Origin of the sequence: Streptomyces colonosanans, assembly GCF_001866645.1 — a bacterium.
GTDB classification, from domain to species: domain Bacteria; phylum Actinomycetota; class Actinomycetes; order Streptomycetales; family Streptomycetaceae; genus Streptomyces; species Streptomyces colonosanans.
Genome location: NZ_MLYP01000050.1, coordinates 147,131 through 160,123, shown reverse-complemented (window position 1 = coordinate 160,123; position 12,993 = coordinate 147,131). Strand labels below are relative to the sequence as shown.

11 protein-coding genes and 5 tRNA genes are annotated in these 12,993 nt (G+C 70.1%); 13 read left to right on the top strand and 3 right to left on the bottom strand.

All coding sequences use genetic code 11. From position 1 onward, the window contains the following. The coding region (locus BIV24_RS20305; RefSeq protein ID WP_079168404.1) for a sensor histidine kinase at positions 1-3,443 on the bottom strand (3,443 nt) is incomplete at its 3' end. 600 nt (positions 3,444-4,043) lie between these two features. Here BIV24_RS20305 and BIV24_RS20300 point away from each other — a divergent pair. The 9 genes from BIV24_RS20300 (at position 4,044) to BIV24_RS20260 (ending at position 8,161) form a co-directional block, all read left to right on the top strand. Continuing rightward, on the top strand, positions 4,044-4,232 hold the full coding sequence (locus BIV24_RS20300) for a hypothetical protein (RefSeq protein ID WP_071367786.1): 189 nt from the start codon (positions 4,044-4,046) through the stop codon (positions 4,230-4,232). A 223-nt stretch (positions 4,233-4,455) separates the two neighbouring features. Further along, the gene (locus BIV24_RS20295; protein WP_071367785.1) at positions 4,456-5,232 is read left to right on the top strand and encodes a fumarylacetoacetate hydrolase family protein; all 777 of its coding nucleotides are present in this window, start codon (positions 4,456-4,458) and stop codon (positions 5,230-5,232) included. After that, positions 5,225-6,700: a glutamate--tRNA ligase gene (gltX, locus tag BIV24_RS20290; protein ID WP_071367784.1), complete on the top strand. Its 1,476-nt coding sequence runs from the start codon at positions 5,225-5,227 to the stop codon at positions 6,698-6,700. Before BIV24_RS20295 ends, gltX begins: the two co-directional genes overlap by 8 nt. A 127-nt stretch (positions 6,701-6,827) precedes the next feature. Continuing rightward, positions 6,828-7,559: an HAD family hydrolase gene (locus BIV24_RS20285; protein ID WP_071367783.1), complete on the top strand. Its 732-nt coding sequence runs from the start codon at positions 6,828-6,830 to the stop codon at positions 7,557-7,559. A 91-nt stretch (positions 7,560-7,650) separates the two neighbouring features. Further along, positions 7,651-7,722, top strand: a tRNA-Gln gene (locus BIV24_RS20280). Between the two features lie 38 nt (positions 7,723-7,760). Beyond that, positions 7,761-7,833 (top strand) — tRNA-Glu (locus BIV24_RS20275). 62 nt (positions 7,834-7,895) lie between these two features. Next, positions 7,896-7,968: transfer RNA gene (locus BIV24_RS20270), tRNA-Glu, on the top strand. 20 nt (positions 7,969-7,988) lie between these two features. After that, a tRNA-Gln gene (locus BIV24_RS20265) sits at positions 7,989-8,060 on the top strand. A gap of 28 nt (positions 8,061-8,088) precedes the next feature. Next, positions 8,089-8,161: transfer RNA gene (locus BIV24_RS20260), tRNA-Glu, on the top strand. Positions 8,162-8,215: 54 nt separating this feature from the next. Here BIV24_RS20260 and BIV24_RS20255 read toward each other — a convergent pair. Next, positions 8,216-8,860: a MerR family transcriptional regulator gene (locus tag BIV24_RS20255; RefSeq protein WP_071367782.1), complete on the bottom strand. Its 645-nt coding sequence runs from the start codon at positions 8,858-8,860 to the stop codon at positions 8,216-8,218. Positions 8,861-8,940: 80 nt separating this feature from the next. Between BIV24_RS20255 and BIV24_RS20250 the strand changes: the two genes are divergently transcribed. Next, positions 8,941-9,459, top strand: coding sequence for a DUF4188 domain-containing protein (locus BIV24_RS20250; RefSeq protein ID WP_071367797.1), 519 nt, complete (start codon positions 8,941-8,943; stop codon positions 9,457-9,459). Positions 9,460-9,548: 89 nt separating this feature from the next. Here the strand turns inward: BIV24_RS20250 and ndgR are convergent, their stop codons facing one another. Next, positions 9,549-10,265: an IclR family transcriptional regulator NdgR gene (gene ndgR / locus BIV24_RS20245; RefSeq protein WP_071367781.1), complete on the bottom strand. Its 717-nt coding sequence runs from the start codon at positions 10,263-10,265 to the stop codon at positions 9,549-9,551. Between the two features lie 181 nt (positions 10,266-10,446). Here ndgR and leuC point away from each other — a divergent pair, with 181 nt between their 5' ends. The 3 genes from leuC to BIV24_RS20230 all read left to right on the top strand — a co-directional run bounded on the left by leuC (position 10,447) and on the right by BIV24_RS20230 (position 12,973). Beyond that, positions 10,447-11,871 carry a 3-isopropylmalate dehydratase large subunit gene (gene leuC / locus BIV24_RS20240; protein ID WP_071367780.1) on the top strand — a complete coding sequence of 475 codons (1,425 nt, stop codon included), beginning with the start codon at positions 10,447-10,449 and terminating at the stop codon, positions 11,869-11,871. Between the two features lie 15 nt (positions 11,872-11,886). Beyond that, a complete protein-coding gene (gene leuD, locus BIV24_RS20235) occupies positions 11,887-12,480 on the top strand; it encodes a 3-isopropylmalate dehydratase small subunit (protein ID WP_071367779.1) in 594 nt (197 codons plus the stop codon). A 262-nt stretch (positions 12,481-12,742) separates the two neighbouring features. Next, positions 12,743-12,973 (top strand): SCO5555 family protein, encoded by a 231-nt coding sequence (locus BIV24_RS20230; protein WP_071367778.1) that lies wholly within the window; start codon positions 12,743-12,745, stop codon positions 12,971-12,973. The last annotated feature ends 20 nt before the right edge of the window (positions 12,974-12,993 follow it).

Below are 12,993 nucleotides of genomic sequence, written 5' to 3'. Positions count from 1 at the left end.
GACTGTGGTTGGGCGAACTGGCCGGTGGAGGACTGTGGTTGGGCGAACTGGCCGGTGGAGGACTGTGGTTGGGCGAACTGGCCGGTGGAGGACTGTGGTTGGGCGAACTGGCCGGTGGAGGACTGAGGTTGCGCGAACTGGCCGGTGGAGGAGGGGTCCTGGTGGTGTCCGTACCCCGGGGCGGCGAACTGGCCCGTGCCGGAGCCGTCGTGGCCCTGCGTGGGGAACTGGCCGCGGGAGGAGGGGTTCTGACCCGGTCCGGGCTGCGCGAACTGCCCGGTGGACGACGGGTCCTGGACGTGTCCGGGGGCCGCGAACTGGCCGGTGGACGACGGGTCCTGGACCTGTCCGGGCTGCGCGAACTGACCGGTGTCCTGGAAGTGTCCAGGGGCCGCGAACTGACCGGTGTCCTGGCCGTGTCCGGCACCGGCGCCCGGATACCCGCCCGCCGGGCTGCCCGGGTGCGAGCCGCCGAAGCCGTCCTGGCGGGCGAACTGCCCACCGGCCGCGGGCACACCCGCACCGGGATGCGGGGCGTTGACGTCCAGGCGCGGGAACTCGGAGGTGGACCCGGGACCCTGGTGGTCGTCGATGCGGGGGATCTCGGCGGTCGAGCCCGGCCCCTGGCGGTCGTCGATCCGCGGCATGGGCGAGGTCGAGGACAGGGCGTTCGGCTCGTCGTGGCCGCGCGGAGCGTCCAGCGAGGCGCGCGGCACCGGGGGCTGCGCGTTCTCGTCGCTCCAGCTCGGCGTGCGCTGCTGGGGGCTGCCACCGGGCAGTTCGGCGCGCTGACCGCCACGCCCGGGAAGCTGCGGCCGACGCCGGCCGCGGCCTTCCTTGGGCTGCCGCTCCTGCGGTGCGGGCGCGGAGGCACCGTCGCCGAAGCCGCCCTGACGGAAGCCCGCGCCGCTGTCCTGGAAGGCCTGGCCCGCCTGCAGCCCCTGAGGAGCGCCCGGCGCACCCTGCCCGAAGGCACCGGCATTCGGCGGGGCCGGCCGGCCCTGCTGACGGGACGGAGGCGCCCCCTGCTCGGACGAAGCCGAGGGCATGGAGGCGGGAGCCTGCTGACCACGGGGAGCACCCGGGCCGCCGGGACGGCCACCCGGGGCGCTGCCGGGCAGTGCGGCGCGCGGCCCCTGACCGGCGCCCACCTGTCCGCGCTGCGGGGCGGCACCGAGTCCCGGCCCCCCGGAACGGCCGCCCTGCTGGGACTGGTGCCGGGCCGCGGCCGCGCCGACGGCGGCCTGTGCGGCGCCCGAACCACCGGACTGCGGGGCGCCCTGGCCGGGCTTGCCCCCGGCGGGCTTCTTGCCGCCCTGGGCGATGTCGACCGGGAGCATGACCAGCGCGGTCGTACCACCGGAGTCGGACGGGCGCAGCTGGATACGGATGCCGTGGCGCTGGGACAGACGGCCGACCACGAACAGACCCATGCGGCGGGAGACGGAGACGTCCACCGTGGGCGGCGCGGCGAGCCGCTCGTTGATCTGGGCGAGGTCCTCGGGGGACAGGCCGATGCCGGTGTCGTGGATCTCGATCAGTACACGCCCGTCGGGCAGCGCATGACCGGTGACCTTGACCTTGGTCTGCGGCGAGGAGAACGAGGTGGCGTTCTCCAGCAGCTCGGCGAGCAGGTGCACGAGGTCGTTGACCACGCGGCCGGCGACCTCGGTGGCCGGGACCGCGGCCAACTCGATGCGCTCGTACTGCTCCACCTCGGACGCGGCGGCGCGCAGCACGTCGACCAGCGGGACCGGGCGGGTCCAGCGGCGGCCGGGTTCCTCACCGGCGAGGACGAGCAGGTTCTCGCCGTTTCGGCGCATACGCGTCGCCAGGTGGTCGAGCTTGAACAGCGAGGAGAGCTGGTCCGGGTCGGCCTCGCGGGACTCCAGTTCGGAGATCAGCGACAGCTGGCGCTGGATCAGGCCCTGGGAGCGACGCGAGAGGTTGGTGAACATCGCGTTGACGTTGCCCCGCAGCAGGGCCTGCTCGGCGGCGAGGCGGACCGCCTCGCGGTGCACGTCGTCGAAGGCCGCGGCCACCTGGCCGATCTCGTCCCGGGAGTGCACACCGACCGACTCCACGGACGTGTCGACGTCCTGCGGGTCGGACTCGGACAGGTGCTTGACCAGCTCGGGCAGGCGCTCCTGGGCGACCTTGGTGGCGGTGTCCTGCAGCCGGCGCAGCGAGCGGATCATGGAGCGGGACACGACGAAGGCGCCGACGAGGGAGACGCCGAGGACGAGCAGGATCAGCGCACCGGAGATGATCGCCTCTTGCTGGGAGGCGTTCTTCAGCTCGCGGGCCTTCTGCTCCATCTCCTCCAGGAGCGAGCCCTCGATGCTCTTCATCTGCTGGAGCTTGGCCGAGTCATCGTCGACCCAGTCCTTGTACGAGCGCTTGGGCTGGGTCGCGAGGCCGGAGGTGCTCTTGAGGACACGGCCGGCGTAGGAGTCGGCGGCCTCGATCGTCGGGCTGCCCTGGTCGATCGGCTTGGTCAGGTCCTCGGCGCCGTCACCGTAGATGCTGCGGAAGCTGTCCAGCCCGGAGTCCTGGCTCTCCAGCGCGGAGAGGGCGTACAGGCGGTCGTTCTCGGAGAGCGTGCCGGACGTGCTGTTGTTCGCGGGCAGGGCCGCCGCGATGACCGCACGCTGAACGGACGCGTACTCCTTGGCGGTGGAGAAGGCCGACAGGGCGCGGGTGCGCTGGATCATCTCCGGGTTGCTGGTGGCCTGCGCCATGTCCTGGGACAGGCCGAGCAGCTGGGTGATCAGACGGTGGTAGGCCTCGACCGTCTGCGTGGAGTTCTTCGCGTCCTTGTAGGCGCTGGCCCGGATGGCGCTGAGGTTGTTCAGCTCGCTCGCGATACCGACGACGCTGTCGCGGACACCGGAGAGCTTGCCGCTGTCGGAGGCGTCGCCGATCTCCTGGGTGCCCTCCAGGAAGGCGGAGCGGGCGCGGTTGGTCCTCTCGCGGACGCCCTTGACCGTGTAGTCGTTCGCCGTCGCACCGTGGGCGAGCGGACCGGCGGACTGGTCACGCTCCTCCTGGAGTGCCGCCGCGAGCTGCGTCGCCTGCCTGGTCATGTCGGTCAGCAGCTTCATGTTGTCGAGCTGCTGCATCTGGTCCATGTTGTCGCTGATGCGCATCGCGCCGAGCGTGGTCGCGGCGACCACGGGGAGCGCGAGCAGCGACACCAGACGCGTGGAGATGCGCCAGTTGCGCAGGGCTACGCGTGAGCCCGAACCGACCGGAACGCTGCTCTGCGGCGCTGCGGGGGCCGCAGCCGCGTTCGCGCCGGTGCGGCCGGGGTGCTCAGCGCCTGCACCGGACGGCGCGGGTCCCGGGTTCTGAGCGTGCTGGGGCGAGGATCCGCGGTCGGTCCCGCCGTGCGGCTCCGACTCCGCCGAAGCACTGCCATCCCTCTTGAAACGTCCCTGCACTAGCGTCGCAACCTCTGGACCAGGCGTCCCTCCGCGAGCGGCGGGACGCTGTCGGCGTCGTGGGGGGCGCCCTGAATACGCCCCCCGGGTGGTCGTGAGTGACCGGCGCTGGCTCCCCCTCCCCGCCGCTGCCCGGCGCTGCGTTGCGCCCCTGAGCGCCGGTGCGGTCCCGCGGCGGTCCGTGGAATTCCAGCACAGTGCCGGATCTCCAACAAGGCCAACGAGCCAGTCCACGACAAGCGTGACCCGTCGTGAGGGCAGTGTTACGAAGCGTGGAAAATGATCTTGTACATAACGGACTTATATCCACGATCCATTGAGGCTCGCCTGGTGTCCCAGTCGCCATGTTCGGGGGCGGAATGCGAGCTTCAGTGGGCTGATGTCCGTTTCGCCGGAGTGGATCGGCGGCCGGAATTGACCCTTTTGCGTGCCGGTTCGTGATCAAACTCACATGAAGATCATGGCCCGTTCATGACTTCGGCGGGAATTGCATGTTTAGCCTGGCGCTTTACAGGGATGGCGAATCCGACAAACCCGCGCCCCGGCGGCAGCCCCCTTGAGGCCCACCCGGCGCCCGCAATGACAAGGTCGATGACACCAGTGAAGACCACGATGATGTTCCGCAACATAGCCAACCCGCGGCGGACGACGCTGGCGCACCTCGCCGACGCCGAGGCGCTGCAGGTGGCGGCGACGCCGGAACACTCCGTCGACCTTCCCACCCAGACCGCCAACCCCAAGCGCACGATCCTCATGGAGATCCCCGCGCAGGCATCCGCAGCGGAGTAGCACGCACACTGCGCGCCTCCCTTCACGGCGCGCCCGTGAACACGGCCTGACCGCCGACACAGGGTGGCCGGCCGCGGACCCGTGCGGCGGCCGTCTCCCCGCGGAGGTGGTCGGCCGGGTGTGCCCCCGCGGCGTCCGACGCCGTGCGCGGGGCACCCGCCCCCTGCCGCGTTAGCCTGGAGCGTCAGACTCCAGCCAGCTCAGTGAGGGGCGCAAGGATCCCGTGCGCATCGCCAGATTCTCCATCGACGGGAATGTCGCCTTCGGCGCGGTCGAGGGTGACAAGCCGGACGAGCTCGTCCTCGACATCATCAAGGGCGTCCCGTTCGCGGACTTCGAGCTTTCCGGCACGAAGGTGCCGCTGAGCAAGGTCAGGCTGCTGCCGCCGGTGCTCCCCAACAAGGTCGTGGCCTTCGGCCGCAACTATGCGGAGCACGCCAGGGAGCTGGGCAACGAGGTGCCCGAGGCCCCGTTCGCCTTCTTCAAGCCGTCCACCTCCGTGATCGGCCCCGGCGACGCGATCGCCTACCCCTCGTTCTCCCAGGAGCTGCACCACGAGGCCGAGCTGGCCGTGGTGATCGGCCGTATGTGCCGTGAGGTCCCGCGCGAGCGCGTGAAGGACGTGATCCTGGGCTACACCTGCGCCAACGACGTGACCGCGCGCGACGTCCAGCGGCGCGAGAAGCAGTGGGCCCGGGCGAAGGGCTTCGACTCCTCCTGCCCGCTCGGCCCCTGGGTGGAGACCGACGTCGACCCGAGCGACCTCACCATCCAGCTCACCGTCAACGGTGAGCAACGCCAGCTCGGCCGCACCAGCGAGATGATCCACCCCATCGAGGATCTGATCGTGAACATCACCGAGGCCATGACGCTGCTCCCCGGCGACGTGATCCTCACGGGCACCCCCGCGGGGGTCGGCCCCCTCAACGTCGGCGACGAGGTCGCCGTCACCATCGAAGGCATCGGCACTCTCACCAACAAGGTGATCAAGCGTGGCTAACGCGAACGTCCGCGTACGTTTCTGTCCGTCCCCGACCGGCAACCCCCATGTGGGCCTGGTCCGTACCGCCCTGTTCAACTGGGCGTTCGCCCGCCACACCGGCGGGACGTACGTCTTCCGCATCGAGGACACGGACGTGGCCCGCGACTCGGAGGAGTCCTACCTCCAGCTGCTGGACTCGCTGCGCTGGCTGGGCTTCGACTGGGACGAGGGCCCCGAGGTCGGCGGCCCCCACGTGCCGTACCGCCAGTCGCAGCGGATGGACATCTACCGGGACGTCGCCCGCAAGCTCGTGGACGGCGGATACGCCTACCACTGCTACTGCACGACGGAGGAGCTGGACGCCCGCCGCGACGCCGCCCGCGCCGCCGGCAAGCCCTCCGGGTACGACGGCCACTGCCGCGACCTGAGCGCCGAGCAGGTGGCGGCCTACGAGGCCGAGGGTCGTACGGCCATCGTCCGCTTCCGCATGCCCGACGAGACGATCACCTTCACGGACCTGGTCCGCGGCGAGCTGACGTTCACGCCGGAGAACGTGCCGGACTACGGGATCGTGCGAGCGAACGGGGCGCCCCTGTACACGCTCGTGAACCCGGTCGACGACGCCCTGATGGACATCACCCACGTCCTGCGCGGCGAGGACCTGCTCTCCTCCACACCCCGCCAGATCGCCCTCTACAAGGCGCTGATCGAGCTGGGCATCGCGAAGGCCGTGCCGGAGTTCGGTCATCTGCCGTACGTGATGGGCGAGGGCAACAAGAAGCTGTCCAAGCGCGACCCGCAGTCGGCGCTGAACCTCTACCGCGAGCGCGGCTTCCTGCCGGAGGGTCTGCTCAACTACCTCTCCCTGCTTGGCTGGTCGCTCGCGGCCGACCGCGACATCTTCAGCATCGAGGAGATGGTCGCCGCCTTCGACATCAAGGACGTGAACCCCAACCCGGCCCGTTTCGACCTGAAGAAGGCCGAGTCGATCAACGCCGACCACATCCGCCTGCTGGACGTGAAGGACTTCACTGAGCGCTGCCGGCCGTGGCTGAAGGCTCCGTTCGCCCCCTGGGCGCCCGAGGACTTCGACGAGGCGATGTGGGCGGCGATCGCCCCGCACGCGCAGACCCGCGTCAAGGTCCTGTCCGAGATCACCGACAACGTCGACTTCCTGTTCCTGCCGGAGCCGGTGTCCGACGAGGCGTCCTGGACCAAGGCCATGAAGGAGGGCAGCGACGCGCTGCTCCGCACGGCGAAGGAGAAGCTGGAGGCGGCCGACTGGACGTCCCCGGAGTCCCTGAAGGAGGCCGTCCTGAGCGCCGGCGAGGCCCACGGCCTCAAGCTCGGCAAGGCCCAGGCCCCCGTCCGCGTCGCCGTCACCGGCCGCACGGTCGGCCTGCCGCTCTTCGAGTCCCTGCAGGTCCTGGGCAAGGAGAAGACGCTGGCGCGCATCGACGCGGCGCTGGCGAAGTTGGCCGCCTGACCTGTCCGTACGTGAGGGGCGGCATCCGGACCACCGGGTGCCGCCCCTTCGTCGTAGGCGTCGTACCGCCGCCGCGGAAGCCGCCGACCCCCAGACGCGCCCGCGGCCCCCGCGTTACCGTCGGACCATGAGCATCAGCGCCGTGGTCTGGGACGTGGACGACACCCTCTTCGACTACACCACCGCGGACCGGGCCGGCATGCGCGGGCATCTGATCGCCGAGGATCTGCTCGACCGATACGGGAGCGCGGAGCGGGCGCTGGCGCGGTGGCGGGAGGTCACCGATCAGCAATGGGCGCGGTTCGCCGCGGGGGAGGCCGACTTCGAGACGCAGCGACGGGACCGGGTGCGGGCCTTCCTGGGCGAGGAACTGACCGATACCGGGGCCGACGCCTGGTACGACCGCTACAAGGCCCACTACGAGGCGGCCTGGGCCCTCTTCCCCGACGCCCTGCCCGCCCTGGACGCCCTCGCCACCAGCCACCGGCACGCGGTGCTCTCCAACTCCAGCATCCACGTCCAGGAGCGCAAGCTGCGGATCCTCGGCGTCCACGACCGCTTCGAGGCCGTTCTGTGCGCCGCGGAACTGGGCGTGTCCAAGCCGGAGGCCCGGGCCTTCCACGCCGCGTGCGAGGCCCTGGAACTCGCGCCGCACCAGGTCGCCTACGTCGGCGACCACCCGGAGATCGACGGGCGGGGCGCCGCCGAGGCCGGGCTGCTGTCCGTCTTGATCGACCGCGACGGTCTGTACGCGAGCGCCGACACGCCCGACGGCCCACACCGGATCTCCACCCTCGCCGAACTGCGCGCCGTGCTCGGCGCGAATACCCGTTTTGGAGCCAGGTCAACCTTCAGGTAATGTTCTTCCTGCGCCGCCGGGGAGCGGGCCGAAAGGCCGGGAACCGGAAGCGCAAACTAGAACAAAACCCCCTCAGGGGCTTGCGTTCCAGTGGCCTATGGTGTAATTGGCAGCACGACTGATTCTGGTTCAGTTAGTCTTGGTTCGAGTCCAGGTAGGCCAGCTCGCAGAGCTTATCTGCGCCGCGGATCTCATCCGCAAGCCCCCGTTGTGTAGCGGCCTAGCACGCTGCCCTCTCAAGGCAGTAGCGCCGGTTCGAATCCGGTCGGGGGTACAGATCCTTCCCGCGAGGACAGTTCGGGTAGCTCCCGCTGTCATCGATGCAGGATCGCTAGGGCCCCCGTTGTGTAGCGGCCTAGCACGCCGCCCTCTCAAGGCGGTAGCGCCGGTTCGAATCCGGTCGGGGGTACGGTCTGGTCTAAACCACATTGGTCTATGGTGTAATTGGCAGCACGACTGATTCTGGTTCAGTTAGTCTTGGTTCGAGTCCAGGTAGACCAGCTCGGATCTGCGGAAACGCAAGATCCTCGCCCCCGTTGTGTAGCGGCCTAGCACGCCGCCCTCTCAAGGCGGTAGCGCCGGTTCGAATCCGGTCGGGGGTACGAACAGGAAGGCCCTTCGCTTCGGCGGAGGGCCTTCGTCGCGCCCGGCGCCGGCTACCCGAAGCCGTACCACCGCGTCGACTCCTCCTCCTGGGCGAGCCGGTGCAGCGCCTGCAGCACCGGCTCGTTGAGGATCGCCCCCAGGACCGCGAACTCGACCCGCTCCGCCTCTGACGGGTGCGTCTCCATGTTGTCCAGGTCGAGGACGGCCGTCCGGTGCATCAACTCGGCGTATGGTGCGAGCTGTTCGGCTCCCCAGCCGTAGCCGAGCCGGCGGAACGCGGCCACCGCCACCACCAGCGAGCGGTACGCGGGGGAGATGGTCGCGAGCAGCTTGGCGTTCTCCCAGCCGAGCCGGTCCAGGAGCGCGGCGACCTCCTGGCGCGCGGCCTGGACGTACTCGTCGTCCTCGACCGGCTCCGGCACCTGCGGCAGTGCCCACGTCGCCGCGCCCAGGCGGATCGCGCGGCCCAGGGAGTCGTCGTCCACGTGCCCGAGCACCTCGCGCACCTTCGCCACCGGTACCTGGCCCACCTGGATCATCGCCCGCACCAGCCGCAGTCGGCGCAGATGCTCCTCGTCGTACTCGGCCGTCGTGGCGTTGACCTGGCGGCCCGGTGGCAGCAGCCTTTCGCGCAGGTAGTACTTGATCGTCGCCGTGGACACACCGCTGCGCTCGCTCAGCTCCGCCAGCCGCATCTCTTGCGCCTTTCCTTGGGAAGTGCCACTATCCAAGCTCGCCAGAAGGATAGTGGTGCTATCTGATGAGGGCGGTCGGCATGTTCGCGAAGCCTGTGCGGGGCAGTACGACCGCCGCGGCCGAGGATGACGTGGTGGTGCTGCTCATCGGCATGCGGATCAACCACTTCTGGGCGGTGCACCAGTGGCTGCCGGTCATGCTGTCGATGTTCCGCATGCTGGGGGAGCTTGGGCGGGACCATGACCGGGGGCTGCTGGGGCACGTGCTGCTGACGGCCTCGCCGCGTACGTACTACGTCGTCCAGTACTGGCAGTCCAAGGAGAAGCTGTACGCCTTCGCGACCTCGCCGGACATGTTTCACCATCGGGCCTGGGCGGTCATCAACCGCAAGAAGCGCCAAGGCAAGGCTCGCGGGCACGTGGGTCTGTGGCACGAGACGTACATCGCGCCCGAGGGCTCCTACGAGTCGATCTACTTCGACATGCCGGTCTTCGGCCTCGCGAAGGCGCACGGCCAGGTGCCCATCGAGCGGCGCGGCCGGTCTGCGAAGGACCGGTTCGCGCACCGGTCGGCGGGGGCGGCCGGCGAGGCGGGGTGACCTGAGGGGCAGCGGAGCACGGGGGCTCGGGGGAGCGGGGAGGGCCCGCCGCGGCGTTGAGGCGGGCCCTCCCCGGTGACGGACGAAGGTCAGCCGGAGCGGCGCAGGGCCTCCGAGAGCCGCATGGCGGCGTCGATGACCGCCTGGGCGTGCATACGGCCCGGGTGGCGCGTCAGGCGCTCGATCGGACCGGAGACGGACACCGCGGCCACCACACGGTTGGAGGGGCCGCGCACCGGCGCGGAGACGGAGGCGACACCCGGCTCGCGCTCCCCGATGGACTGGGCCCAGCCGCGGCGCCGCACGCCCGAGAGGGCCGTCGCCGTGAAGCGGGCTCCCTGCAGGCCGCGATGCAGGCGCTCGGGCTCCTCCCAGGCCAGCAGGATCTGCGCCGAGGAGCCCGCCTTCATCGTGAGGGTGGAGCCCACCGGGACCGTGTCCCGCAGGCCCGAGAGGCGCTCCGCGGCGGCGACGCAGATACGCATGTCCCCTTGGCGGCGATAGAGCTGCGCGCTCTCGCCCGTGACATCGCGGAGGTGGGTCAGCACCGGGCCCGCCGTGGCCAGCAGGCGGTCCTCGCCCGCCGCCGCGGCCAGCTCGGCCAGCCGGGGGCCGAGGATGAAACGGCCCTGCATGTCGCGCGCCACCAGGCGGTGGTGCTCCAGTGCCACGGCGAGGCGGTGTGCCGTGGGTCGTGCCAGTCCGGTGGCGCCGACCAGACCCGCGAGGGTGGCCGGACCGGACTCCAGGGCGCTCAGGACAAGGGCCGCCTTGTCCAGAACGCCGACGCCGCTACTGTTGTCCATGCAACGATACTTGCGTCTCACTCTGTGAAACGCAAGTTCAATTTTCCGTGGAACACGCCACTCTGGAAGTCACAGCGGCCCGCGGACCAGCGGGCCTGGCGGCAGACGCCCGGGAACAGCGCGCCGCTTCCTCAAGATCTCTAGTTGGGTCGGCGCACTCGCGCCGACCGGAGGGAAAGCGATGGGTAGGACACTCGCGGAGAAGGTCTGGGACGACCACGTCGTCCGGCGCGCCGAGGGCGAGCCCGACCTCCTCTACATCGATCTGCACCTGCTGCACGAGGTGACCAGCCCGCAGGCCTTCGACGGGCTGCGCAAGAGCGGTCGCCGGGTGCGCCGGCTCGACCTCACCATCGCGACCGAGGATCACAACACCCCCACCCTCGATATCGACAAGCCCATCGCGGACCCGGTCTCCCGCGCCCAGCTGGAGACCCTGCGCAAGAACTGCGCAGAGTTCGGTGTGCGGCTGCACCCGCTGGGCGACGTCGAGCAGGGCGTCGTGCACGTGGTCGGCCCGCAGTTGGGTCTGACCCAGCCGGGCACGACCGTCGTCTGCGGCGACTCCCACACATCCACGCACGGCGCGTTCGGCGCGCTCGCGTTCGGCATCGGCACCTCCCAGGTCGAGCACGTGCTGGCCACCCAGACGCTGCCGATGGCCCGCCCGAAGACCATGGCCATCACCGTCGACGGCGAGCTGCCCGAGGGCGTCACCGCCAAGGACCTGATCCTGGCGATCATCGCGAAGATCGGTACCGGCGGCGGTCAGGGCTACATCCTGGAGTACCGCGGCTCGGCCATCGAGAAGCTCTCGATGGAGGCCCGGATGACCATCTGCAACATGTCGATCGAGGCCGGTGCCCGTGCGGGCATGATCGCCCCGGACGAGACCACCTTCGCGTATCTCAAGGGCCGCCCGCACGCCCCCGAGGGCGCCGACTGGGACGCCGCGGTGGAGTACTGGAAGACTCTGCGCACCGACGACGACGCGGAATTCGACGCCGAGATCCGCATCGGCGCCGCCGAGCTCGCGCCGTTCGTCACCTGGGGCACCAACCCCGGCCAGGGCGCGCCGCTTTCGAGCTGCGTCCCCGACCCGGCTTCGTACGAGGACGCTTCGGAGCGCCTGGCCGCCGAAAAGGCCCTGGAATACATGGGGTTGGAGGCCGGTCAGCCGCTGAGGTCCGTCAAGGTGGACACCGTCTTCGTAGGTTCCTGCACCAACGGCCGCATCGAGGATCTGCGCGCGGCCGCCGCGATCATGAAGGACCGCAAAGTCGCCGACGGCGTACGGATGCTGATCGTCCCGGGCTCCGCGCGGGTGGGTCTGCAGGCCGTCTCCGAGGGCCTGGACGTCGTCTTCAAGGAGGCCGGCGCCGAATGGCGGCACGCGGGCTGCTCGATGTGCCTGGGCATGAACCCCGACCAGTTGGCCCCCGGCGAGCGTTCCGCGTCCACCTCCAACCGCAACTTCGAGGGCCGGCAGGGCAAGGGTGGCCGGACGCACCTGGTGTCGCCGCAGGTCGCCGCCGCCACCGCGGTCCTCGGCCACCTGGCCGCCCCGGCCGACCTGTCCGACGCCCCTACGCCCGCTGCAGTCTGAGAGTCGCTGAACGTCATGGAAGCATTCACCACGCACACCGGCCGGGCCGCCCCGCTGCGCCGCGGTAACGTCGACACCGACCAGATCATCCCCGCCCACTGGCTCAAGAAGGTGACCCGGGACGGGTTCGAGGACGGGCTGTTCGAGGCCTGGCGCAAGGACCCGGAGTTCGTGCTCAACCGCCCCGAGCGGCAGGGTGCCACGGTCCTGGTCGCGGGCCCCGACTTCGGCACCGGCTCCTCCCGTGAGCACGCCGTCTGGGCCCTGCAGAACTACGGCTTCAAGGCGGTCGTCTCCTCCCGCTTCGCCGATATCTTCCGTGGCAACTCGCTGAAGAACGGCCTGCTCACGGTGGTGCTGGAGCAGAAGACCGTGGACGCCCTGTGGGAGCTCACCGAGCGGGACCCCGAGGCCGAGGTCACGGTCGACCTGGTGGCGCGCGAGGTACGTGCCGAGGGCATCACCGCCGCCTTCGAGCTGGACGAGAACTCCCGCTGGCGGCTGCTGAACGGCCTCGACGACATCTCCATCACCCTCCAGAACGAGGCGGACATCTCCGCGTACGAGACGACGCGCCCCTCGCACAAGCCGCGGACCCAACAGGTCTGACCCCGGCCCGCAAGGGCGGGTTTCGGCCACCGCTGCACCTCTCTGTACCCCCAATCGTGGACGGTTGGGGGTACAGCCGTATCTGCCTCCGGGCGGGTCGCGCGCGCCGCTGCGAAGTCGCCAACTCGCGTATTTACAAAGGTCATTGCCTGTGTGCACACCTGTGGGCGGCGTGACGTGCCGAGGAGCCCGGATGGCTGCGGGGAGGCGGCAGTTGCCCCCAGCGCAGGCGACAACTCGCCCCAGATGGCACAATCTGTGCATGGACAACGACGGCCAACTCGAGCTCTATACGGCGGTCGCGGTCCAACTCAAGGAAGCGCACGCAAGAGTGCGCGCACTGCAAGTCCCGGAGGGCGTACGGATGGCGCTGACCCGGAAGCTGCTGGTCATTACGGCCGTGGCCAAACACGATCTCGCCGAAGCGGCCAGGCGTCTCGAGCGGTTCATGACCGACCTCGACGAGGAGCGAATCCCCGAAGAGGAACTCTGAGGCGGCCGAGTCCGTTGCGG